This is a genomic window from Parapedobacter defluvii (assembly GCF_014642075.1).
GTDB lineage: Bacteria > Bacteroidota > Bacteroidia > Sphingobacteriales > Sphingobacteriaceae > Parapedobacter > Parapedobacter defluvii.
The window spans coordinates 146251-170320 of the sequence record NZ_BMIK01000009.1 but is presented as its reverse complement, the minus strand read 5'-3'; the positions used below and the strand labels follow the sequence as shown (position 1 = coordinate 170320).

Annotated in this window: 26 protein-coding genes; 12 read left to right on the top strand and 14 right to left on the bottom strand. The window is 48.3% G+C overall.

Features of this window, described 5'->3' with window-relative positions:
* The first annotated feature begins 7 nt into the window (after window positions 1-7).
* Window positions 8-1096, top strand: a complete 1089-nt coding sequence (locus IEX60_RS14240; protein WP_188751750.1) for an AI-2E family transporter — start codon at window positions 8-10, stop codon at window positions 1094-1096.
* Here the strand turns inward: IEX60_RS14240 and IEX60_RS14235 are convergent.
* From IEX60_RS14235 to IEX60_RS14200, 8 genes are all read right to left on the bottom strand, one after another.
* Window positions 1077-2093 (bottom strand): DNA topoisomerase IB, encoded by a 1017-nt coding sequence (locus IEX60_RS14235; protein WP_188751748.1) that lies wholly within the window; start codon window positions 2091-2093, stop codon window positions 1077-1079. The genes IEX60_RS14240 and IEX60_RS14235 overlap by 20 nt on opposite strands.
* A 12-nt stretch (window positions 2094-2105) precedes the next feature.
* A complete protein-coding gene (locus tag IEX60_RS14230) occupies window positions 2106-2303 on the bottom strand; it encodes a hypothetical protein (RefSeq protein WP_188751746.1) in 198 nt (65 codons plus the stop codon).
* A 157-nt stretch (window positions 2304-2460) separates the two neighbouring features.
* Complete coding sequence (locus tag IEX60_RS14225) at window positions 2461-2835, bottom strand: response regulator (protein WP_188751744.1); 375 nt, start codon at window positions 2833-2835, stop codon at window positions 2461-2463.
* Between the two features lie 195 nt (window positions 2836-3030).
* Window positions 3031-3279, bottom strand: a complete 249-nt coding sequence (locus IEX60_RS14220) for a hypothetical protein (RefSeq protein WP_188751742.1) — start codon at window positions 3277-3279, stop codon at window positions 3031-3033.
* 135 nt (window positions 3280-3414) lie between these two features.
* Complete coding sequence (locus IEX60_RS14215; protein ID WP_188751740.1) at window positions 3415-4620, bottom strand: Gfo/Idh/MocA family protein; 1206 nt, start codon at window positions 4618-4620, stop codon at window positions 3415-3417.
* On the bottom strand, window positions 4608-5486 hold the full coding sequence (locus IEX60_RS14210; protein WP_188751738.1) for a 3-keto-disaccharide hydrolase: 879 nt from the start codon (window positions 5484-5486) through the stop codon (window positions 4608-4610). Before IEX60_RS14210 ends, IEX60_RS14215 begins: the two co-directional genes overlap by 13 nt.
* 16 nt (window positions 5487-5502) lie before the next feature.
* A complete protein-coding gene (locus IEX60_RS14205; protein ID WP_188751736.1) occupies window positions 5503-8376 on the bottom strand; it encodes a PVC-type heme-binding CxxCH protein in 2874 nt (957 codons plus the stop codon).
* Between the two features lie 60 nt (window positions 8377-8436).
* Entirely contained in the window at window positions 8437-9306 is an 870-nt protein-coding gene (locus tag IEX60_RS14200; RefSeq protein WP_188751734.1) for a sugar phosphate isomerase/epimerase family protein, read from the bottom strand.
* A gap of 267 nt (window positions 9307-9573) precedes the next feature.
* Between IEX60_RS14200 and IEX60_RS14195 the strand changes: the two genes are divergently transcribed.
* Window positions 9574-10464, top strand: coding sequence for an AraC family transcriptional regulator (locus IEX60_RS14195; protein WP_188751732.1), 891 nt, complete (start codon window positions 9574-9576; stop codon window positions 10462-10464).
* Here IEX60_RS14195 and IEX60_RS14190 read toward each other — a convergent pair.
* From IEX60_RS14190 to IEX60_RS14165, 6 genes are read right to left on the bottom strand one after another with little or no spacing between them, the layout of a single operon-like run.
* Window positions 10461-11102 (bottom strand): 3-keto-disaccharide hydrolase, encoded by a 642-nt coding sequence (locus tag IEX60_RS14190; protein ID WP_188751730.1) that lies wholly within the window; start codon window positions 11100-11102, stop codon window positions 10461-10463. The two genes, IEX60_RS14195 and IEX60_RS14190, sit on opposite strands and share 4 nt — an antisense overlap.
* A gap of 21 nt (window positions 11103-11123) precedes the next feature.
* Window positions 11124-12086 carry a phosphotriesterase family protein gene (locus IEX60_RS14185; protein WP_188751728.1) on the bottom strand — a complete coding sequence of 321 codons (963 nt, stop codon included), beginning with the start codon at window positions 12084-12086 and terminating at the stop codon, window positions 11124-11126.
* 10 nt (window positions 12087-12096) lie between these two features.
* Window positions 12097-13470: an FAD-dependent oxidoreductase gene (locus tag IEX60_RS14180; RefSeq protein ID WP_188751726.1), complete on the bottom strand. Its 1374-nt coding sequence runs from the start codon at window positions 13468-13470 to the stop codon at window positions 12097-12099.
* Between the two features lie 9 nt (window positions 13471-13479).
* Window positions 13480-14280: a sugar isomerase domain-containing protein gene (locus IEX60_RS14175; protein WP_188751724.1), complete on the bottom strand. Its 801-nt coding sequence runs from the start codon at window positions 14278-14280 to the stop codon at window positions 13480-13482.
* Window positions 14281-14305: 25 nt separating this feature from the next.
* Window positions 14306-15253 (bottom strand): ROK family protein, encoded by a 948-nt coding sequence (locus IEX60_RS14170; RefSeq protein ID WP_188751722.1) that lies wholly within the window; start codon window positions 15251-15253, stop codon window positions 14306-14308.
* A 2-nt stretch (window positions 15254-15255) separates the two neighbouring features.
* A complete protein-coding gene (locus tag IEX60_RS14165; protein WP_188751720.1) occupies window positions 15256-16080 on the bottom strand; it encodes an SDR family NAD(P)-dependent oxidoreductase in 825 nt (274 codons plus the stop codon).
* Between the two features lie 196 nt (window positions 16081-16276).
* Between IEX60_RS14165 and IEX60_RS14160 the strand changes: the two genes are divergently transcribed.
* From IEX60_RS14160 to IEX60_RS14115, 10 genes are all read left to right on the top strand, one after another.
* Window positions 16277-17167 carry an SDR family oxidoreductase gene (locus tag IEX60_RS14160; RefSeq protein WP_188751718.1) on the top strand — a complete coding sequence of 297 codons (891 nt, stop codon included), beginning with the start codon at window positions 16277-16279 and terminating at the stop codon, window positions 17165-17167.
* Window positions 17168-17208: 41 nt separating this feature from the next.
* Entirely contained in the window at window positions 17209-17403 is a 195-nt protein-coding gene (locus IEX60_RS14155; RefSeq protein WP_188751716.1) for a hypothetical protein, read from the top strand.
* Window positions 17404-17514: 111 nt separating this feature from the next.
* Window positions 17515-18858: an adenylosuccinate lyase gene (purB, locus tag IEX60_RS14150; RefSeq protein WP_188751714.1), complete on the top strand. Its 1344-nt coding sequence runs from the start codon at window positions 17515-17517 to the stop codon at window positions 18856-18858.
* Between the two features lie 66 nt (window positions 18859-18924).
* A complete protein-coding gene (locus IEX60_RS14145) occupies window positions 18925-19479 on the top strand; it encodes a NifU family protein (protein WP_188751712.1) in 555 nt (184 codons plus the stop codon).
* A gap of 3 nt (window positions 19480-19482) precedes the next feature.
* A complete protein-coding gene (locus IEX60_RS14140; RefSeq protein ID WP_188751710.1) occupies window positions 19483-20160 on the top strand; it encodes an arylesterase in 678 nt (225 codons plus the stop codon).
* Window positions 20161-20217: 57 nt separating this feature from the next.
* Window positions 20218-21063 carry a transketolase gene (locus IEX60_RS14135; protein WP_188751708.1) on the top strand — a complete coding sequence of 282 codons (846 nt, stop codon included), beginning with the start codon at window positions 20218-20220 and terminating at the stop codon, window positions 21061-21063.
* 246 nt (window positions 21064-21309) lie between these two features.
* Window positions 21310-22263, top strand: a complete 954-nt coding sequence (locus IEX60_RS14130; protein WP_188751707.1) for a transketolase family protein — start codon at window positions 21310-21312, stop codon at window positions 22261-22263.
* A 29-nt stretch (window positions 22264-22292) separates the two neighbouring features.
* Window positions 22293-22838: an RNA polymerase sigma factor gene (locus tag IEX60_RS14125; RefSeq protein ID WP_188751827.1), complete on the top strand. Its 546-nt coding sequence runs from the start codon at window positions 22293-22295 to the stop codon at window positions 22836-22838.
* A gap of 33 nt (window positions 22839-22871) precedes the next feature.
* Window positions 22872-23585, top strand: coding sequence for a hypothetical protein (locus tag IEX60_RS14120; RefSeq protein ID WP_188751705.1), 714 nt, complete (start codon window positions 22872-22874; stop codon window positions 23583-23585).
* A 2-nt stretch (window positions 23586-23587) separates the two neighbouring features.
* Window positions 23588-24058, top strand: a complete 471-nt coding sequence (locus tag IEX60_RS14115) for a hypothetical protein (RefSeq protein ID WP_188751703.1) — start codon at window positions 23588-23590, stop codon at window positions 24056-24058.
* The last annotated feature ends 12 nt before the right edge of the window (window positions 24059-24070 follow it).

Sequence of the window (24070 nt, the reverse complement as noted above, 5' to 3'; positions counted from 1 at the left end):
GCTATGTATGCAAGCTAAGATCACGCGTATTGCAAACATTGTAACCATTGCGACTTTATCAGTCGTTGCCCTCTATTTTGCTGCGTCCTTTCTTATTCCGGTGGTTCTCGCAGCGTTGCTTGCGATGCTATTGGTTACCGTCAGTGATAGGTTAGAAAAAATCGGCATCAACCGTGCAATAGCAGCGCTTATTCCCGTTTTGTTGTTTGTATGTATAGCCGTCGTACTTGGCTTCATCCTATCGTGGCAAATCAATCGTCTTGCTGAAGATTTTCTGGAGACAAAGACTCAAATAACTGCTAAAATTGACATCATACGTAAATGGATCAGCGATACGATCGGAATTGATCCGGATATACAAAATAGCATGTTGCAAGAGCAGGAAAAAAAAGCATCCACCTGGGCGGGCACCTTATTTTTTAACATCATTGACACGGTAAGCAGTGTGATCGTCAACGCTATTTTAGTCGTTGTTTACACCTATTTACTCCTTTTCTATAGGTCGCACTTAAAAAGATTTGCACTGCACATTGTCCCGAAGGATAAAAGACAACACGCCGATGCAATTATCCGTAAATCTGTAACGGTATCGGGCCGTTATCTGATTGGCCTTTTTAACATGATCGCTATCTTATGGATTATGTATGGCATCGGCTTCACGTTGCTGGGACTTGAGGGAGCGCTATTCTTCGCGATCATCTGCGGACTTTTAGAGATCGTTCCTTTCTTTGGTAATTTCGTGGGGAATCTTATCGTCATTATTTCCGTATTAGCCCAAGGGGGTGATGGCCGTATGGTACTGGGAATTATATTCGTATACCTTACCGTACAGTTTTTACAGACGTATATACTTGAACCGCTTGTCGTGGGGCAGCAGGTAAACATTAACCCCCTATTTACCATTATGGCACTGGTAGCAGGTGAATTAATTTGGGGCATTGCCGGCATGGCACTTGCAATCCCCGTCATCGGTATTGTCAAGATAGCATGTGATCACATTCCATCGCTTCAACCATGGGGCACCCTATTGGGGCCAGCCCACTCAAAAGGAAATAAGACCTCACTTTTACGTCTTTTTAAGAGGATCTCCCGGTGACACACCGCAGGAAAGCCAATAGTTGCCTTTCAGCTGCCCTATCCGTTCGGATATTCCGGCCTGCCCGGCTATTTTCCAAATAAGGAAGTAATGAGCCGTCCTCAAAGGCGCTCACCAATCGATCAGGCACATAGTATTGCTTGCAAACCGTACGTGTATTACCCAGACGTTGGGATACGCTATCCAACACCGATAGGATATGAGGTTTGCAATCCTTCTCTCCAATGCCATCGATGCGTTCCGCAAACAACCTTAGCGCCCAAAGGCCAGCATACCACGTACGGTAATCCTTCGAGGAAAATTCAGGATTTGTATAATTTTGGATATAACGGTTGATATCAGCGGCTTTCAGCCGGATGACTTGCTTTTCTTCATTGATATACTGAAATAAATAAGGCCGGGGAAGGTTACGCAGCAGGATTAGCTGTTCGACCAGATCTTTATGGTCAACACTTATCTTCTGCTTAACTCCCTTTTTACCCCGGAATTGAAAAACGGCGGTTTCTCCCGATATCTTCAGATGCTTCTTTTTCAGTGTGGTTAAGCCGTGACTGCCATATTTACGGCGATATTGCTCATTACCGACGCGCATCAGCGTTTCTTCCATGGCCCGCAAAGCTAAGGCAATCACTTTGACTTTGTCAAACGTTTGGCGCCGTAAGTCCTTTGCAATCTGTTTTCTGAATGATGGCAAGGCTTCGCCAAAGGCAACCATACGCATCAGTTTTTCCTGTTGCTTTTCTGCGGTCCACTCCGGATGATAAAGATATTGCTTCCGGCCGTCTTCATCGATCCCTGTGACCTGCAGATGGCCACGCTTACTCGGACTGATCCAAACGTTTTTCCAAGCAGGGGGTATAACCAACGCCCGGAAGCGCTGCAGTTTGCGGGCATCCGTAATCCGCACGCCCCTAACATCCAAGTAACAAAATCCCCTTCCATGCTTTACACGCCGGTAGCCGGGCACGACATCTGGCAAGTATCGAAGCTTCGTCAAATCTGCCCTATCTTAGCCACCTTGACGTTCCTTCTCCGTTTGGTTTTGTGTCCAACTGAAAAGCAAAGCCATTTTTAGATTTTCAAGCATCCTGAAACCCACGGTCTCATTGCTGTTTTCCTCGCTGGCGCGATTTCCCTGATCCTTACCGTCTGCCCGGTAAAACGTTGGCAAAACTGCCTCTCCCCGATTTAACTTTATTCTTTTCATTCGCGAATAATTATTGATTCATTATTGTTACTTCAATGGTATCAGTGAAATCGCTTCGCTAAGTTAGTTTTTAATGGCCTCATGTAACCTACATTTTCATTGGCACCCATTGCTTTCAGTGGTGATAAAGCTCGCGTTTACCCTCGGCTTCCGCAGGTTACATCGCGGGATCACCTTTTGGATAATAATCGTTCACCGCATCGATAACATCGTAAATTTCAAACGGCTTACGAATATAAGCGTTGGCACCGCAATGCTGGGCTATATCGTCAATCTCCCTGACAGCCGAAATCATAATAATGGGTATATTGGCGGTCTCCTCATTCGACCGAAGTTCCCGGCATAGGTTACTGCCCCAACACCAACTTAACCCCTCGTCCATTAGTATCAGCCCGATATCGTTGCTCTTTAATAATTTGTACATAGATTTCCCGCTGTCGGTGATTACTTCATATTCCTCATATTGCATAATTTCTGCAACAATGTCTGCCATATCAGGGTCATCCTCAATGTATAAAATTTTCTTTTTCATCAAGTATTTATAAATCCGTGGTTAATTTTTTCAACTCATTTTCGCCTTTTGTTGAAACATGCCATAAGTTACAGAACGACTGGATCAATTGTAAGTGATTATCAGCTGAAATTAAAAAAGCTTAGCCAAATTTAAAAGGAATACAACTACCCCTTCTAATTGTTTGATTTTTTTTATTTTTTTATTGAGTTGCCGTTATTTCTTCTTCGTGATGCCTTTTTGCAGCCTGTTACCACCTCCTGGTTTTGAGTTTCCCCGCTCACTGCCCGTTCCCTCCGGTACCGTGTTAAGCTGTTCATCCTGAGGATCAATTCCGGCTTCATAGTCCTTCTGCTCTTTTTTATCCTTTAGATCACGGCGTACACGAATTAAGCCTTCACCCTTTTTATCGTTCAGTCGGTCACTGTTGGCAGAAACCTGTGCACTCTCTTTTTTTATTGCCATTGTTTTACGTGGATTGATGATACTTTGCTTATAGTACAATTGCAGCACTTAAAAGTTTCATAAAACGGCTTTCATAAAAATACCCGGCCGTAGCCAGGTATCGGACAAGTATATTCGCCTGTTGCTGATTAACACCTACCGATCATCGGCAGGCTTTTCTTGTTCAACAATATCACCTGTTAGTTTATTCTTCAAGATAACTTTTACCGTACCATAGTGGGTCAATTCCTCTTTAATTAAATAATGGTGTTCGTCATAATCCCTGAACAGATTATCTTTTTCAACGGATGTCTTACCCCGCCACACGTCCAGCACCACCGGCTCCCACTTTTTTGACCGTACTGACTGATAGGCAGCATCCATCACGGCATTCACGATATATCCATCGTAAAATGTTTCGCCGGGCTCCGTACCCCGTTCCATCGAATCGAACATATCGGTAAACATATGCCGATATCCCAGCTCATGTACTTCATCGCCGACAGGGAATAGCCATCCTTCGTTGCTTTCGGCTTTTTCGGCCACATAGGTATTGCCTTCGCCCGAACTGTACATTTCGAAGCCGGTGCGAAGAAAATTATTGATCCATACCGTCCCCGCAGATCCCATTACTTCGTCCCGCAGATCCAGTCCCCCACGGAATGTCCAGCTCACCTCAAACTGACTAACAGCTCCATTTTCAAAACGCACCAATCCGATTGCATTATCTTCCGCATCGATGGGTTTTACCAGCGTGTCTGCCCAGCACATTACTTCAAGTGGGCGAATATCTTTACCAATGTAGCCCCGGCCGATTTCAATGCAATGACAGGCCAAATCAATGATGGCACCTCCGCCAGCGGTTTCCTTGTCCCAAAACCAATCGCTATGTGGCCCAGGATGTGCTTCGCGCGACCGGGTCCATAGAATCTTCCCCAGCGCACCGCTTGCCACATCCGATATGGCTTTCCTCGTTTTAGGAGTATACAAGAGATCCTCCAAATACCCGTGAAAAATACCGGCATTCTCAACCGCGCGTAACATCCTAAGAGCTTCAGCAGCGTTTCTGCCAAGCGGCTTGGTACAGAGAACGGCCTTCTTTGCACGCACACATGCTTCTACCGCTGCCTCGTGCAGGTGATTGGGCAAAGCAATGATGACCGCGTCGGCTTCGGGATCGTTGACTACGTCTTCGATAGAAGTGCTATAGCGGGGAACCCCATAGTCCCGGACTAGCTTTTCAGCGCTCTCCGCCCTTCGCGCATACACCGTGCAGATTCGATCTTTGCTTCTGAGTGACTGGATGGAATCTGCATAAAACCGGGCGATGAAACCCGCTCCCAATAACGCTAGTTGTGCCATAGTTTACCTCCTTCCAATGAACTGGTGGACGGGATTTCCCTGATCCAAATATTGCGAAAACTTATCTCGCTGCCATGCTCCTGTAATTCGATAGCTGCTTTGCCATGCGGTTCATAATGCGGAATGCCAATATATTGGATTGTTCCCTGGATTTCAAAGTGATTTAATATCAATACCCCGTTATGGACAACGGTCACATAAGCGGGTTGCACCACGGTCCCATTATAGCGGAAACGAGGTGCGGTATAGTATATGTCAAACGTGTTCCACTCCCCGTTTTTCCTACTTGCATTTACGTGCGGAATAGCTTGTTTATACACACTTCCCGTCTGGCCATTCGAATAAAGCGATGTTCCGCTATTGTAGGAATCGAAAATCTGGATTTCATATCGACCCTGCAAAAATATACCACTGTTACCGGAATTGGTGGGATGTTCACGGTCCGTGGCGTCCGTCGGAAGCATAAATTCAATATGTAGTTGGCAATCGCCGAACTGCTGTCGTGTTTTCAGGTTTCCCGTTCCCCGTTTGACCTTCAATACATGATCACGTACCTCCCATTGACATTCAGAGCCGTCTTTTGCCATGACCCAATTCTTTTCGTCGCCATCCATACCAAATAACACAATGGCATCGGAAGGTGGTTTCATACCTTCTCCCGGGACGACGCTAGGAGGAACCGGCTCCCAAATTTCCGTAGCTTCCGGTTGCGAGAAATCCTTGATTGTATCTGCGGCCTCATTTATGGAAATGTGCTGGGCGTAGCCCCAGCAGCTCCAAAATGCCAAAACCACCAAAAGTACTGCTCGCCTTATGGGAGCGCTTCCATTGCTCCGCACCGACCAAAAAATCGCGTAATGGACCATTATATTAAGTTTTTAATTAGTCATTCAGCTCTTTGTCATTCATTGATAAGTAGGCACTGATATCTGCCGCATCCTGCGGTGTCAAGGGTATATAGCTGGGCGGTGGCATGATACTCGTATTGAGATGCCGCCTTCCGGCCACAGCTTCACCGTCTATGACATATTGCTTGCCGTAAGGATCCATGATGGTCACCACCGGGCCATCCGACAGCATCAACCCATAAAGTGCCGCCCCGTTCTTCAACAGCACCAGGTACGGTTCGGAACCGAATGCCACGGCAGCTGCAGGGTTTATAATCCCGTCCAGTATTGCCCTGCGGTCAAAGCGGGTATGGATGTTGGACAGATCAGGTCCGATTTCCCGGCCGATGGAACCTATTTTGTGGCATACAATGCAGTTTGCAACGAACAGTGTCTTTCCCCGCTCCGCATCCGCGGGCAACCCCGCCACTTCTTCCAGGTCGTAAGAACCGGTATCATCTGCACCGAAATAATGGGCGGCAAGGGCTCTGAAATTCCGGTCGTCATCTGCCAGTACCCGGTCCCTTAACTCCGCCTTCAATGAATCCGGCAGCAACCCTGCAGCGGCGAGTTCGATCAGGTAGAGTTTACCCGTTTTGCTGGTTGCCAGTTGCAGTGCCGCTTTCCGCTTATCATTCGGGCTCCCGCTGTCATCCCGGTATTGATTGTAATACCCCAGTGCTTCGGGCTGTGCGTCCAGCAGTTTATCCAGCGGTGATTCCCAATCCCCCAGATAGGGCCTCCAGTCATTGGTTTTCCGGAACTGCAGCCACCATTGTGCTGAACCGGCGATGTCCTGATCGGCTGACGCAAGCAACCCGCGCATGGATACCGCCGCCTCCCGGGTGGGGATGAAACCAAGGGCTACGACCGCCTTTTTCCGGACGTCCAGATCAAGCTTTTCATTTAATGCCCGTTGCTTCAATGCGTCCGCCGCCTCGTCGGGATGCAGTTCCCATACGATCGCTGCAAAAGCTTTCGACCAGTTCTCTGGTTCGGGGTTTCCCGCGCGGCGCAACAGCGCCGCGTATGCTTCGCTTTCTTTGCCTTCCATTGCGACTCCCAGTGCATTCAGATAGAAACGGTCCTCGCCGTCGAAGCCGTCGACCAGCTTCATGATCACGGGACTGCTTTGTTCAAAAGGTATATCCCGGATCGCAATGGCTGCCTCCCTTCTCACGGCGGGCGAGGGGTCATCCGCTATCCTATCGGCGTACGCCAGTAAATGACCGCTGTCGACCTGCCTCAGTACCCGCAGCGCCGTTATCCGGATCTGCGGGTCATGGTCTCCCAGCAATCCGACGATTTTATCGATACCCTCCCGGCCTAGTTGGCCCAAGAGCCAGACGGTACGGGCACGGTGATAGGGGTTTTCCGATTCCAATAGTTTCATCAGTTCAGGCAGGATTTCCGATCCCTGCGCCTTCAGCTGTTCGAATCCCTGATTCCGAACATTAATCGCCGGGTTCAGGAAGGCAGCAATCTGGCCGGAAGTCTGATCCAGGTCGATTTTCGGGGTAATCAGTTTCTTATTTTTGGGTGCAATCCGGTAGATACGCCCATAACCGACGGAATCCATCATCTGGTGCCCGCCCACGATGGGGTCATACCAATCTGCCACATAGATGGCCCCGTCCGTTCCGATGGCTACGTCGCTTGGCCGGAACCACTTTTTCGTATTTTCGTCGACATTGTTCCAACGGTAAAATTCGTCGTCCACACCGGTGGAAGAGATGAACGGGCTTCCGTCCGAAAGGTCATAACCTGCACCTTCCGGCGTGGGGTAATACCCGAAAATCGCGTTTCTTCCCGCATCGGCACTGAGCAATATGCCCCGGTAAGCCTTACCGAGCGCATCGCTTTCGTTGACCACGATTCCCGTGGGGGCACCGGGGCCGTAAATCTTTCCCACCGGCATGACACCCGGGTCTTCCTGATGCCAATGGGCGGTCTGTATGGTCTGACCAGGTCTTCTTTCTGCCCGCCAGGTCCGTACGCCGGTCTCACTGAAAAAACCGGCATTACCCCCCTCCATGATCCAGCTGGTCCGGCAGGCATCCACCTCATCGTCGTTGTCGCTCTGCCACATATTACCGTACGAATCAACCGCCACCTCATACGAATTGCGGAAATTATGGCCCAATACTTCCAGACCCGTACCGTCCGGATTGATCCGGAATACCAATCCCCCGGTCCATATCCTGCCATCATCGCTCCGCTGGGCGGGTGTATTTTCTCCGTTGTACGGCGATCCACCGGTGTACACACTCCCCGCACGGAGTGTCCACCCGTTTTTATCCGTAACTACGTGGGGCCCCGCATTACCCACGGCGAAATACCATTTGCCGTCGGGTCCGGCCACACCGGTATGCAGGCCGTGATCGTGGTCGAGACCGCCGAATCCAGTCAGGAATACCTCCTTATGATCCGGCCTGTCGTCCCCGTCTTCATCTGTATACACAATCACGGAGGGCGAACACGATACAATCACTTTGTTTCCGATAACCGATATACCCAGCGGCGATACAATATCCTTATCCTGGATGAATACCTTCGAGCTATCCGCAATACCGTCCCCGTCAGTATCTTCCAGGATCATTACGCGGTCTCCGGCGGCATGGGTAAGGTGTCTGGCTGAATCATTATTGAAATTACGGTAGTTTACCGCTTCGGTTATCCATATCCTTCCCCGGATATCCACATCCATATTCGTCGGGTTGTAAAACATCGAGGATTCAGCCCAGACCGTCGCTTCCAGATCGTCCGCAACGAACAGTTTGGCTTCCGTCTGTGGCGCATTTCCCTGTTGGCAGGCGGCCCAGGCCCCTATTAGAAAGATTCCTATAAGGCTTATATAAATTCTATTCATTACCGTTGAACCGTTTGTTTGTTCTATCCTATGCAACTTTTGTTGAATGGAATCCGTTTGTCAGCCGAATACTGACCGGATGTATCGGGTATTTGCCAAATAAGCCTCGTTCACATCCATTCCGGCAGGCACCCCTCCCTCCAGGACAACCCACCCCCCATAGCCAATCCCGTCCAGTGCATGCCGCACTTTCTTAAAATCAATTTTTCCCTGCCCGAGCAGGGCCCCGTTTTCTTTGGCGTGGACTTCGCAAATATATTCGCTGCCCAGCTGTTTCATTTCGTGGTAGATATCGTATCCCATTTCGGTAGCGTTTGCCACATCGTAATATACACGTACATGTGAGGAGCCGACCTCACCGATGATAGCCAGCAGTTCATCGGCGCTCAGCCACGATTCGATGCCCAATATGACATCCTCTTTCTCGGCCAGCGGTGCAACTTTCTTCAGCCGCCTGATCACTTCTGCAATGCCCGCCCCGTCTCCCCGGATGTCACCTTTGCCGAAAAATGCGAGCAGCACAACCCGGCACCCCAACGCTTTCGCAGCGTAAATACTGCCACGTACCCATTCCTCGGTCTCGGGTTCAGATTTATAAGGAACGTTGTTGAGTTCACCGATAGCAAGACTGGATATTTTGACCCCATGGGCAGCAACGGCCTCCAGGTAAGCTTGCTGCACAACCTTGCGCCGCAGGTGCATTCCGTTTTGAACCGTTCCCAAACTCACCTGTACACCGTCCAGCCCCAGTATACCGGCCAGTTCGAGCGCACCCGTATCGCACTGCTTGCCGATCGACCAGTCACACGCCCCGATGCGGTACCGCCGTTTGTTGCCGGTCCCAAACCCGGGCCACGGAACATTCACCGCAGCGAGGACCGCCCACGCAGCAAACCCTTTCAGTACAGTCCTTCTATCATAGATATTCATGCTGTTCAACATTTTCCTGTATGATGGCTTCCGATCGGCCGTCTTATTCAATTGGTTCCCTGAAGTCAAATATAGGCAGGCCTCAAATTTCGTTTTGATACTTTTTGATCGGTTCATGCAAATATTTTGACTTAAACCTGCAGATTATTAGCAAAAGTGGTATTTTAGTGAAAGAAAGAGGAGTTTACTAACCAACATCAATTATAACACGGCTATCGTGCTACCCGCTGAAAAAGGGAAAGATACTGACAATTACAAGCATTTCTCATGAAACCGAGGCAAGAAAAATTGATTTTAGATCCGAAGTACTCGTTTGTTCTGCAAAAGGATGTCTATCCGTATTATCCAACTCCCTGGCATTGTCATCCTGAATATGAATTGGTGCTTGTCGTAAAAAGTACGGGCAAGCGAACCGTGGGAAATCATGAAGAGCCTTTTTTTGACGGTGATTTGGTGCTATTGGGCCCCAATCTGCCACATTGTTATCAAAATGATCCTGCTTACTATGAAAACAATCCATCGCTTACCGCTGAAGCGATTGTCATTCATTTCAACGAAGATTTCCTGGGAAAGGAATTCTTCAATATTCCCGAAATGTCACCGGTTAGAAAACTTTTCCACAAGTCACAGTGCGGCTTGAAAATCATCGGCGAAACCCGGCAGCGCGTGGCAGACATGATGCACGAAATGTTCAACTTAAACGGATACAAACGAATATTGCAGCTGCTGAGCATTCTTGAAATTTTAGCACTGAGCGAAGAGGCCGTTGCATTGGCAAGTCCGGGCTATGTGCAGCAGCATACGGTGGCCGACAACGACCGGATGACCAAGGTTCATGAATACATCATGGCAAATTTCCGTAAGAACATCGGGCTTGCAGATGTAGCCAAGGTTGCCAATATGTCCGTCCCTACGTTTTGCCGTTTCTTCAAGTCCTGCACGCGGAAGGCATTCTCAAGTTTTCTCAACGAAATCAGGATCGGCTACGCCTGCAAACTGTTAGTGGAAGAGAATTACAATATTTCGCAGATCTGCTATGAGAGCGGGTTTAACAATATGTCCAACTTCAACAGGCAATTTAAGCGAATAACGGATAAGTCTCCGTTGCAATATAAACAGGATGCGCTTTCCGATGTCGCTTACCTCACCAGCGCCTAAGGGTTTAAGTCGTCGGGGTTTTCCATGATCAGGATGTCCTTGAACCGGACGTCCATGTCCATGTTTCCATGCAATTGTAATCCGATCAAGCCACTCGTCCTTCCCGGGTCATCGTGAAGCTCGGCCGTTTTATAACCATTGAGGAAAACCGCCAGGTCTCGTCCCTTGCAAACGATCACCATTTCATTCCATTCATCGGGTTTATACCATTTTTTGACATCTTCGGGTGTAGGCTGTACCACCCAGTTCCGTCCCCCGGTTTCGTATAATCCACCCGCATCTTTTTCCGGATCTATTTCTGCCTGAAGTCCGTAGACGTGGACGGGATCATCAACCTCCTCAACCCGGAAATACACACCGCTGTTGCCTTCGATGGCCTTGTAAACTACTTTTAATTTAAAATCGTCGTATATACCATCGTGCAGCAAAATCCCGTGAAGGGGTTCGTCGGCAGAACTTTTACCCACAATACATCCATCTTCCACCTGCCAGGTTCCTCCGGGAGAAGCATGCCAACCGTCCAGATTTTGATGGTTGAAAAGCGGCTGCCAATCGGTAGAGGTATGGTCATTTTGTGGGCCGCAAGAATACATAGCCAACAGAAAGATACAAGAAACAAAAATAGACAGTTTTTCCATGGTGTTCTTTATTATTTCCATTCAATGATTTGCAAATGTGTAAAGCGCTGCGGGATTCCGGATAAATATCCGTTCATAATACCGGCTTAATCCCATTGACTCTAAATCCCTCTTAAAAGTAGTTAACAAAAAATCAAGTCCCGGCGCGCCTCCATAGGATTTCCAATAGCTATGCTTGGCAGCATCCATTCCCATGGTAATCTGATCGGGAAAATCCCCGAGTAATGCTTCCAGCAGCTGATAGGTCCAATTGGCTTCTTCCTTTTTCCACCGGAATGCGCTGTCATATTCCACACAGACACCGGTTTCCAGGAGTGCGTTATGGTAGCCAACATCCGGATAGCGGTCTACATGAGAAATTACCACATGCCTTAGATCGGCCCCCAATTTTTCGAATAGTTTTACCTGCTCGATCGCATGCTTACCAGCATTTGTGTGCGTCAGGATGGGCACTCCGGTCTCCCGATGTGTATTAACCACTGCGTGGAATATTTTTTCCTGGTGTGCCGTGATGTTTTCGTCTCCCGTAGCTAGCTTAATCATCCCCGCTTTATAGGGAGTGCGATCCACATATGGGCCGTTGTAATCGTGCGCATCGATACCCAACGTCACGTCTTCGATAAAAAGCTGTGTAAGTTGATTTTCGGTATACACATACCGCCAGTGATTGGGCGGGTAATACATTTCCAAATGGATACCGGTGGCGGCGATGATGTGCACGCCGGTATTGCGCGATACCGTTGCCATCTTATGGATGTTCCTGCCGCAATTGGCGGGCATGGTATCCACCATGGCCCGGCCTCCGGCTGCATAAAAAGCCAATAATTCCTCGGAGATCCGATCGGTATCGTTAAGCAGAAACAGGGGATTCTGCAGCGTAGGAAAACTTTCCTCGATCACAATGTGCTCATGGGAATAGGTAAGACCCAGGTTTTGGGGCGCTATATCCCCCATTACCGTCCGGACAAAAGTTTGTGCCTTCATCTGTCAGTCCTTATTTATTGTTTGCCCAACCGTGCCGGCTGGTATCGGCGATCCGTTTGGGCACCTCGAGGATAGCCCCTATCTCGGTCAGCCTGTCATGCAGCATGGTTATATTCATTTCATCGGCAGCGATATCCCGGTCGAGGGTGATTGCCGCTGCCAACCCTGCTGCTTGCCCCATGGACATCGTCTGTGCCATGGACCGACAGGAAGCATGTGCATCGTGCGTGGCCGAAAAACATCGCCCGACCACCCAGGCTTGTTCACTGCCGCGTGGCACAATTGTGCCGTAAGGCACACCGTATACACCATCGTTCGGAATGTATTGCCAATACGTTTCATCTGCTCCCTGATCCCCTTTTCGGTGGTCTTCAATGGGAGCGCCGCACAGAAAAATACGGTCGTGCGGAATATCTCCGGCCATACAGTCCGCTTTGGTAAGACGGGCCTCTCCATACACCCGTCGCGTTTCGCGGACACCGATCTGATGAGACAGCCCAATGATCTGGGCGGCCCCATAACCCGGAATTTCGTTCCTGAAAAAATCCTCGTAGTTAAACGCTTGTTTTCTTCCGGTTATTTCGGCACGTGTCAATTCCGCAGCATCCAATGCATGCAAATCAGATACTTTTACTGCAACCGTCGACACACATCCTTGCTGGCACATTTCATGCACCGATCCTTCCTTCCGCGGTAATGCATATTTCCCCGATTCATACGCCGCTTTCATCCGTTCGTTCAACAGTTGCTTGCCACCCGCTTTTTTAAACGTATCCAGGTCGACGTTGCTCATGCGGAAGGTGGTTGTCATGCTTTGCGCAGGCTCGATCTCACCGGCTACTTCATACCCGAAGCCAGCAAGGTGGCAGAAATCGGCATCGCCGGATGCATCAATCACCCGTTTTGCCGCGACCTTACAAAAACCACCCTTATTCCAGAGTATACAGAGGTAGCGTTCGGTTCCTTCCCTTGCAACGTCAACGAGGGTGGTATGAAGCAGCAGTTGAATGCCCGCTTCCACGATTTTCTTGTCCCACACATATTTGAGTCGCTCGGGGTTGTAATTCACACCGGTGCCAGCTCCATAGGTATTAGGTCGTAGAAACATATCGCCTGTTGAAGATAACGCATCTACAATCGTGTCCGGCAATCCGGACACCACCTTTTTGGGTTCATCGCCGGGCGTAAAAAAACCGTAGAACGTATCCAGCATCTGGGTTGATGTACCGCCCGCAAAACCGTACCGCTCGATGAGCATGACTTTGTGCTTTCCTGCATGCGCCGCTGCAAGAGCCGCCAAGCATCCTGCTGAGCCTGCTCCGATAACCAAAATATCCGTGCGGGTCAATAAAGGAACCTGTTGATGATTGATTAGCGTTGTCATAGTCCAATATCATACGTTTCCATTAGGGTTAGATTCACCCACCGATTGATACAGGCGTGCTAAACGATGGGCATGTTCATCGTAGGCCTTTTCAAAGAGTTGCGCCGAGCGTTCGGCACCGACGGTGCTGGCACCGCTTAAAACCGTAGGCGGATGCCCCGCCTCGGTAAGTAAACGTGCCACTTCCGCTTTCAGTGCATTGATCATCACTGCTCCCCCTACTGTCGAACCCGGAGAAACCGGGGTCTCCAGTCCCGGAATTTTCACCATGGCATCGCCCAGCGGTGCCCCCGAGTCCAGCACTAAATCGGCAAAGTCTGTCAGTTTTTTGCCATCCGGCCGTTTACTTATACTTTGCTCGGCATGTTTCCTCGTTACCAACGCGACAACCCGTATGCCCTGTTCCCTGAAACAGGCGGCCATTTCAATCGGTACTACATTGCAGCCGCTGGATGATATGATGAGTACCGTATCCTGCGCACTCAGATCGAAATTGCGGAGTATCCGGGCCGCTAGTCCCGATACGTTTTCCAAAAACATGGCTTGCCGCTGACCATTGGCACCGACCACCAAATTGTGGAACGTCAGCGAAAGTTCCACAATGGGATTAAACCCGGGAAATGAACCGTATCGGGGCCACATTTCCTCAGCCATGATACGGCTGTGACCCGAACCGAACACATGAACCATACGTCCGGCCAAAATGGTTTCAGCAAACCAGGTGGCGGCCACTCGAATTTCACTTTTTTGATCTTCGATGGCCGTTACAATCTCCCGGCATTTTTCTATGTAATCCTGTATGACATCCATCTCCTTCTATCGTAAAATGTTCAAATCAAACCGGCAGCGTAACGTCAACGTCATTGCCACCGATTATGCCCATTTTTAAAAATGCAAAACCAGCCGCACCTACTGCGCCCGCCATATCCGAATAATGCGCTTGCAATACGGGTGTTTTCCGGCCTGCGTTTTTCCACGCATACACGTCCATAAAGTCGGCTAACGGTTTATACAACGCATCGCTGGTATGGGTAATTCCTCCTCCCAGTATAAAAAGGTCAGGCGATAGCAAGTTGTTCAGGGAGCATAAACCCAACGCCAATTTACGGACTGCATTCAGCCACACATAGGTAGCAAAATGATCTCCACCCTTATAAGCTTCTACCAAATCATTGGTTGATGCAAATCGTCCAAAAGACCTTTTAAATATGGTTGCGCTTCCAATCGCATCCTCCAGGGTTCCGGGCATGCCTGTGATACCGGCATCTTCACGATCAACATCCAGCGTCATGTGTCCCAAGTGGCCGGCCATCTGATCCTTACCCTGATACAGCTTTCCGTCGATCAGGATACCCCCACCTACCCCCGTTCCCAGTGTCAGCATAACTACATTCTTTGATCCTTTTGCTACACCAAATCTAGCCTCGGCAATCAGTGCCGCGTGTGCATCGTTTAACACCCAAACGGACTTCTCCCTTAAATAATCAGCCCAAACAAAATGCGCCAGCCCCTCCAACCTTTCCGGCATGAGCCGTATTGCGGAATTGGCAGCGTTAGGCAAACCCGGCGCCGCTATTCCAACTGCCGCCACAGCACTTCTTTTTTTCAATTCAGCCACCATTTGAAAGATGGCCTTTTTCCAACGTTGACCGTTGTCTTTTTCTCCTCCAAAACAGTTGGTAGCCTGCGTCATCCGATGGATAATCTTTCCAGACATGTCTACCAAAGCCCCCTTTATATTGGTTCCTCCCAAATCAATCCCTATTGCTGTAGCCGTACCCATAATTAATCATTCCTTGACTGAAGCTGACCATCACTTAGTGCCCATCCACCATCGACAGACAATACTTGTCCGGTCGTAAACCTGGAGAGATCCGACATAAAATAACATGCAGCACCATCGAGATCGGAGGGATCGGCAATTCGGCCGCCACCAAGGGGCTGTTTGGTCTGAATAAAATGCATAATTTCAGCGTCTCCAGCCGCTCTTTGCGCCATAGGCGTGGCCACAAGACCTGGGGCAATCACATTAACCCGGATATTGTGGGCGCTGTAATAAGCTGCGATGGATTTCGAAAAACCAATGATAGCGGCCTTGGCAGCCGCATAGGCATGAGTAGCGAAATAATGGGATGCAGGTGCATCAGCCAATACCGATCCCATGTTTAAAATAGTGCCCCCTCTTTTCTCACGCAAAAACGCCCGTACCGCTGCTTGGTTAGAGAACATTACCGACGTCAGGTTCAAATTTAATGTATGCTGCCACCCTTCCGGCGTGATTTCATGCAGCGGCCCATCCCCCATCTTCCGGCCACTGCCACCCGCTACGTGATAAAGCCCATCAAAGCCACCCCAAGCCCGTATACACAATTCGATTGCTTCAGCAGCGGTTCCGGCTTGCATAGCATCTCCCGGAAAAATCAGTCCCGAACCTGCCAATTCATTTTCCGCATGCTCGTTGTTAACGGGATCCCGCCCAACGGAAACCACTTTTGCCCCTCGCCTAACAAATGCTTTTGCTGCCGAAAGGCCGATGCCAGCCGTTCCGCCTATAATGACGATTTTCTTGCGGGCGAGCGGGAGTCGATCATTTTCTGATTTTTTCAACATAACAAGGACTTTGTGTTATCAAAGGAGACCCTATACAGCAAAAATACATGGAGACCGACGAGCATTTTGATACTTTCTGATCGGTTTTTACACATATTTTAAGGTTAAGCCGAGGGTTGATCTCATAAAAATGAAACCATCCAAAGACTCGATTGTTAGCCTGAGAAACAAAACGGCAACATAATAGAAAAAATCCATGACGACAGATAAAAAGACGGACCCAACGGCCAAATATCCCAAGCCACCCTTCCCGCGGAGACCACAAGAGGTTCCCGGAACCGAGGGAGCGATGGATCCAAAAGCGGATCATGGTGAGCAATCGTATCGCGGCAAAGACAGGCTAACAGGTAAAGTGGCCCTTATAACCGGCGGCGACTCGGGCATCGGAAAGGCGGTGGCCATCGCATTTGCCCGGGAAGGAGCTGATATTGTGATCAGCTACTTAGACGATACGGAAGACCGCGATGCACAGGATACGCTGAAATACGTCGAGGAAGCGGGCAGAAAAGCGCTATCGGTAAAAGGTGATATCAGTTCGGAACAACATTGTCAGAAGATCATTGAGACCGTCCTAAAAGAGTTCGGTAAAATCGATATTTTGGTAAACAATGCCGCGTACCAAATGTCCCGTGAGACCTTACAGGATATCCCAGCATGGGAGTGGGAAAAAACATTTGCCGTCAACATACACAGCATGTTTTACCTTTGTAAGGCTGCACAACCGCATATGCCGCCCGGTTCAAGCATCATCAATACCACCTCGGTGAATGCTTATGAACCCAATCCTACGCTGTTGCCTTATGCGGCCACCAAAGCGGCTATCCAAAATTTTACGGCCAATCTCAGCCAGATATTGCTGGAACAGGGCAAAGGTATCCGCGTGAATGCCGTAGCGCCGGGACCGATATGGACACCACTCATTCCTTCAACAATTCCCGATCACGAACATTTTGGCGAAAATACACCCTTTGAACGACCGGGCCAACCCGTGGAAGTAGCACCTGCCTATGTGTTTCTTGCTTCGGATGAGGCTAACTACATCTCAGGTGCAACGCTTCCGGTTACCGGTGGACGCCTCACTATTTAATGGTATTTTATTATTCATTTTACTCATATAAAAACAATCGTATGAAAACGCTTAGATTAGTACTAGTTTGCGGATTATTAATCGGAATGGCTTCCTGCGGCGGCCCCGGACAACGACAGGACACCAATGACACACCTCCACTTTCGGATTCAATTGGCCAAGATACGGCAACATGGGGCGATACAACCGATACGACCATGAGGACCGACTCATTGGGTAGCCCGTCGCTTCCATGACCGGATGAGTGACGAAATTAGTTCCATCCCACTAGCGGATGTGTCATTTCTGCGTTCGTATTTCGCATTTCGCCGTTCAAATAGCTACCTTTGCGGAAAACTATTTTCAGTATGACGTTATCACCGCTCATGGCTGTCTCTCCGGTGGATGGTCGTTACCATCAGGCGACACACGAGTTAGCCGGTTTTTTTTCAGAATATGCCCTGATCAAATATCGTGTATTTGTAGAGGTTGAGTATTTCATCAGTCTTTGTCATTCAGGCATTCCACAGCTAATTCATTTTGACGGTAGCCTTGATGATAAATTGCGCGATATCTATCGGCATTTTTCGTTGGAAGACGCCCAGTGGATCAAGGAAAAAGAAAAGGAAACTAATCACGACGTAAAAGCGGTTGAGTATTTCCTAAAGGATAAATTTGAAGTGCTGGGACTGACTGATTCACTGGAATTCATTCACTTCGGGCTCACGTCACAAGATATCAACAATACGGCTATTCCCTATTCGTGGAAGGAAGCAGCCACCCAGGTATATATCCCGCAACTGGAAAGCCTGATTTCCACATTGGAAGAATTGGCACTTGAGTGGGCGGTGATCCCAATGCTGGCCCGTACACATGGACAGCCTGCGTCTCCTACCCGGCTTGGAAAAGAAATCCGGGTATTTATCGAGCGATTGAACAACCAACTGACGTTGTTCAAGTCCATACCCAACGCCGCCAAATTCGGCGGTGCTACCGGCAATTTCAATGCGCATAAAGTAGCCTATCCCGACCAAGATTGGATTGCTTTCGGCAACGCCTTTGTGAATGAAACGTTGGGATTACAGCGTTCTCAGACGACTACCCAGATCGAACATTACGATTACTTCGCTGCACAATGTGATACGTTAAAACGTATTAACAATATTTTGATCGATCTCTGTAGAGATATCTGGACCTATATCTCCATGGACTATTTTAAGCAGAAAATCACAAAGGGGCAGATTGGTTCTTCAGCTATGCCGCACAAAGTCAATCCCATCGATTTCGAAAATGCAGAAGGCAATTTGGGAATAGCCAATGCCCTGTTTGAACATTTGGCGGCAAAACTACCGATATCCCGTTTACAACGTGATCTAACGGATTCCACGGTGCTACGCAACATCGGTGTACCTTTGGCCCACACCCTGATTGCCATCAAATCTACGGTGAGGGGGCTAAAAAAATTGATTCTCAACGAGGCGGCGTTGAAAGCCGACTTAGAACAGAATTGGGCGGTCGTAGCCGAAGCCATCCAAACCATTCTTAGAAGGGAGGGATATCCCAAACCCTATGAAGCACTCAAAGAGCTGACACGAACGAATGATGCGATTACCGAAGCCACAATCGAGGCATTTGTTGAAACCCTGAATGTGAGCGATGACGTAAAAACAGAACTAAAAGCGATAACCCCCTGGAACTACACGGGCGTCTAACCTTTGACGATACGTTGACTGCAATGTTCGAGGAATATTAATATCTTTGTAAAAAACGAGGAAAAAATGGCAACGATCAACGTTTATACCGAATATACACCCAATCCGGCAACCATGAAATTTTTGGTCAATAAGTTATTGATCAATGGAAGCTTGGATTATCCCGATCGGGAAAAAGCTCAGGACTCTCCATTTGCACGGGAGCTATTCAAGTTCAACTTTGTCAACGGTGTATTTTTCGCCAGTAATTTTGTGACAATCACCAAAACTGACGATGCTGAATGGGAAGACATTGAAGGCATCCTGAAAGACTTTGTAAAAGGTGCTGTTGAGTCGGAGCTTAAAGTACAGGAAATCTCAAAAGACGAGGATGTCACCTTTGAAGGCACAGAAACTGAAATCAAAATACAGCAGATTCTGCACGATTATGTACGCCCTGCTGTAGAGCAAGATGGAGGTGCCATTCATTATAAGTCTTTCGATGAAGGTACTGTTGTGGTTGAGTTGCGTGGTTCTTGCAGTGGATGCCCTTCTTCCACCATTACACTTAAAGCAGGTATCGAAGGATTATTAAAACGGATGGTACCGGAAGTGCAGGAAGTCGTAGCAGAAGCAATGTAATCAATGGTGATCAGGGCATTTGCTGTTTTCGGGCTTTTCATCGCATTAGGTTGTGGTAATTCCTCCCGTACGGGTGTTGAGGGACAATCGGCCGAAGTGCAACCGGATACCCTGATCACTCCATCGGAAACTAAAAATATTTTATTTTTTGGGAATAGCCTAACCGCGGGGATGGGGTTGGAAAGCCAGATGCTGGCTTTTCCGGGCATTATCCAGCATTGGATAGATTCGCTCGAACTTCCCTACCGCGTAATCAACGCCGGCCTAAGTGGTGAGACCTCCGCTGCCGGCAATGAACGTATTGATTGGCTGTTAAACGAAAAAATAGACATATTTGTATTGGAATTGGGTGCCAATGACGGCTTACGCGGCATACCTACGGAAGAAACCCAAAAAAATTTGCAGCATATTGTTGACAAAGTCACCGCCAAGTATCCCGATTGTAAATTGGTATTAACGGGTATGATGGTGCCGCCCAGTATGGGTGGCGACTATGGTAAGGCGTTCACAACCATTTTTCCCACATTGGCAAAAAAAAATAACATGGCTTATGTTCCCTTCTTGCTGGAAGGCGTAGCCGGCGAATCCAAACTAAATCAATCTGACGGTATCCATCCAACTGCAGAAGGACATCAAATCCTAGCTGAAAACGTGTGGAAGGTATTAAAACCCCTGCTGTAGCGCAGAGAAGTTACCGTAAAATCTTAACTTTGCGTCAAATCGAATAATAACCATATAATGAACGAAGACATCACGAAATTAGAAAAAATCGCATCGCAGGTCAGACGGGACATCGTACGGATGGTCCACGCCTGCCAATCCGGGCACCCCGGCGGATCATTGGGCTGTACTGAATATTTCGTTGCCCTATATTTCAGTGCCATGGAGCGAAAGGAAGGATTTGATATAAACGGTATCGGAGAAGATATCTTCTTTCTGTCCAACGGACATATTTCACCCGTATTTTACAGTACACTGGCGCGTGCAGGTTACTTCGGAGTGAGCGAGCTGGCAACCTTCCGTCAGATCAATTCACGCCTTCAGGGGCATCCAACCACGCACGAAGGCTTGCCCGGCATACGCGTGGCATCCGGCTCCCTCGGCCAAGGGCTGTCTGTGGCTATCGGTGCGGCACGTGCAAAAAAACTCAATAACGACAACCATTTGGTATATGTGTTGATGGGCGACGGCGAACAGCAGGAAGGGCAGATCTGGGAGGCCGCCATGTATGCTCCTTTTAATAAAGTTGATAACCTCATTGCTACCATTGATTACAATGGACAGCAGATCGACGGCTCTACCGAGCAGGTACTGTCGCTTGGCAATCTCCGGGCAAAATGGGAAGCTTTTGGCTGGGATGTTCTTGAAATGAAGGGCAATGTGATGAGTGAAGTGTTGGCAGGATTGGCGGAAGCCAAATCCCGTACGGGAAAGGGTAAACCTGTATTGATTCTGATGAAAACGGAAATGGGGAACGGGGTGGACTTTATGATGGGGTCACACAAATGGCATGGCGTAGCACCCAATGACGAACAGCTCGCCGCAGCACTCGCCCAGTTGGAGGAAACACTCGGAGATTATTGATTAGACGTTAGACAACAGATCTCAGACATCAGACAACGTTTAGGCAATACAGAGTCTGACACCTCTTATCCAAGTTTCATATCTGACGTCTTATATCTCAAATCTTAAAAACAATGAAACCATCATGATTTATTCAATCACACAAGGGAATGAATAAACGGCTTTGCCCTCTTGAATGCCGTTTAAAACATACGCTGATGAAAAATCTGATAGCTTCATCGCCGTTAAAAAGCAAATTATACACAGATGAAAAAATACACATATACAGATAAAAAGGATACCCGCTCTGGATTCGGAGCCGGTTTATTGGAAGTAGGCCGGAAAAACGAAAATGTCGTGGCGCTTTGTGCCGACCTGATCGGTTCGCTGAAAATGAATGATTTTATCAAAGAATTTCCCGAACGCTTCTTTCAAGTAGGCATCGCGGAAGCTAATATGATGGGGATCGCTGCCGGGTTGACCATTGGCGGAAAAATCCCGTATACAGGGACTTTCGCTAATTTCTCCACAGGAAGGGTGTATGACCAAATACGCCAATCCATCGCATACTCCGATAAAAATGTAAAGATCTGTGCTTCGCATGCGGGCCTAACACTTGGGGAAGACGGGGCAACCCACCAAATCCTGGAAGACATCGGACTGATGAAGATGTTGCCCGGCATGACGGTGATCAACCCGTGCGATTACAATCAGACCAAGGCAGCCACCATCGCCATTGCAGATCATCACGGGCCCGTGTATCTGCGCTTCGGCCGTCCGGTAGTTCCCATTTTTACAGCACCCGATCAAAAGTTTGAAATCGGCAAAGCATGGATGGTCAACGAAGGCAAAGACGTAAGTATTTTTGCCACAGGTCACCTGGTATGGGAAGCCATCCAAGCAGGAGAACAATTGGCTGAAATGGGAATCGACGCAGAAATCATCAATATCCATACGATCAAACCCCTTGATGAAGAAGCAATTTTGAAGTCGGTAGCCAAAACCGGATGTGTGGTCACCGCCGAGGAGCATAACCGTTTAGGTGGACTTGGCGATAGTGTAGCCCAGGTACTGGCAAAAAACAATCCAACTCCCCAAGAGTATGTTGCCGTAAACGACAGCTTCGGCGAAAGCGGTACTCCCGCTCAGCTGATGGAAAAATACGGCCTGAATGCGGCTAATATCGTTGCTGCTGTCCAACGGGTGATTAAACGCAAATAAATACCCACGCAGGGAAAGTGCAGCAAATGATGGAAGATGCACAGATACTGGATAAATTTGCCGACAAGCGTACGCGTGACGAGGCGTTTGCACAATTGCTAAAGAAATATCAACAGAAAATCTATTGGCATGTGCGGCGCCTGGTCATCGACCACGATGATGCGGATGATCTGGTACAGGACATTTTTGTTAAAGTGTGGAAAAACCTTGGAAACTTCCGGGAGGACGCACAATTATATACGTGGCTCTACCGAATAGCCACCAATGAATGCATTACGTTTCTGAACAAGAAAAAGCAACGTCAAAACGTATCGCTAGACGATGAGAGTTCGGCTTATTTAGCCGACTCATTGACCGACACCAATTATTTTAACGGTACGCAAGCCCAATTAAAATTGCAACAAGCCTTGCTTACACTTCCCGAGAAACAGCGCATGGTGTTTAATATGAAATATTTTGATGATCTAAAATACGAAGAAATATCGGAAATCGTGGGTACCAGTGTAGGAGCATTGAAGGCCTCTTACCACTTGGCCGTGAAGAAAATAACGCAATTTTTTGAAGCAAACGATTAAACCTTCACGTAACAAAAACATCTAAGAATTACCATGAAGGAAAAACACACATACCGCCCAATCGACACTCCGGACAAATCCCTGCCCGAAGTGTTACGTGTGAATCCGTATACTGTCCCAGACGGTTATTTTACGGACCTTCAGGAATGCACGCTGCAACAATGCAGATTGATCGAAGAAGTACAACACATAAAGAGTATAGGGAGCGTACCTACCGGTTATTTCGATCAATTGGGCGATCGTATTCTAGCAAAAATCAAAGAACAACAGCTGAAGGAAACGATTACGGAATCAGGTTTTTCCATCCCTGACGGTTATTTTGACCAATTGGAAGAACAGTTATTACTCCAACAGAAGCTGAATGAAAATGCCTCGGATTCAGGTTTTTCGGTTCCGGCATCTTATTTCGAAACCCTGCAAGATAACCTATCCCGCCAGACTTACCAACAACAGGAAATACCCATCCGAAAAATCAGCCGACCAAGGTGGATGGCTTATGCCGCTGCTTGTATCGCGTTGGTAGCCAGCATTGTCGGCGTTACTCGGTTGGCAGTTGAAGACCAGCCTGCAACATCCAGCCATTTGGCATCGGTATCCGACCAGGAGATACTCAACTATTTGGAGCTTTACGGTACGGACAATGACATGATGTACATTTCGGAACAGCTCGATGACTTCGACGAGCGTGTCATCGGCGAGAGCATTAGTGAAGAGGATCTTGAGGCTTACCTTAATCATACGCTGTAGAAATGACCGCAATAAAACAATTAAGTTTTACCACCGTTATGTTGCTGTTTTCTGTTATTGCAGTGGCACAGGAAACCAGGGCACAACGATTTGAGCGAATCGAAGCGGAGAAAATTGCTTTCATCACGAAGGAACTCAATCTCACTCCATCGGAAGCCCAGAAATTCTTCCCGGTATATAACCAGTATTTCAGGGAAATATCTACGTTGAAACGTGAGCGACGCAGTGACAAGACACCTTATACCCCGAATCTTCAAAGTCAAAAGTTGCCAAGCAATAACCTCAATCCCTCTAACCGGGATGTACTTGCCTTTGATGCCAAGGAATTGGAGGTAAAGAAAATCTATCGCAAACGCTTCTCTGAAATAGTCGGCCCGGCCCGGGCTTCCCGGTTTTTTGAAGTGGAAGAAGAATTCCGCAGTTATCTACTCCGGGAATTGCAACACCGGCGGCGCGATAGGGATAATGAATAACCGCAGTGGCAC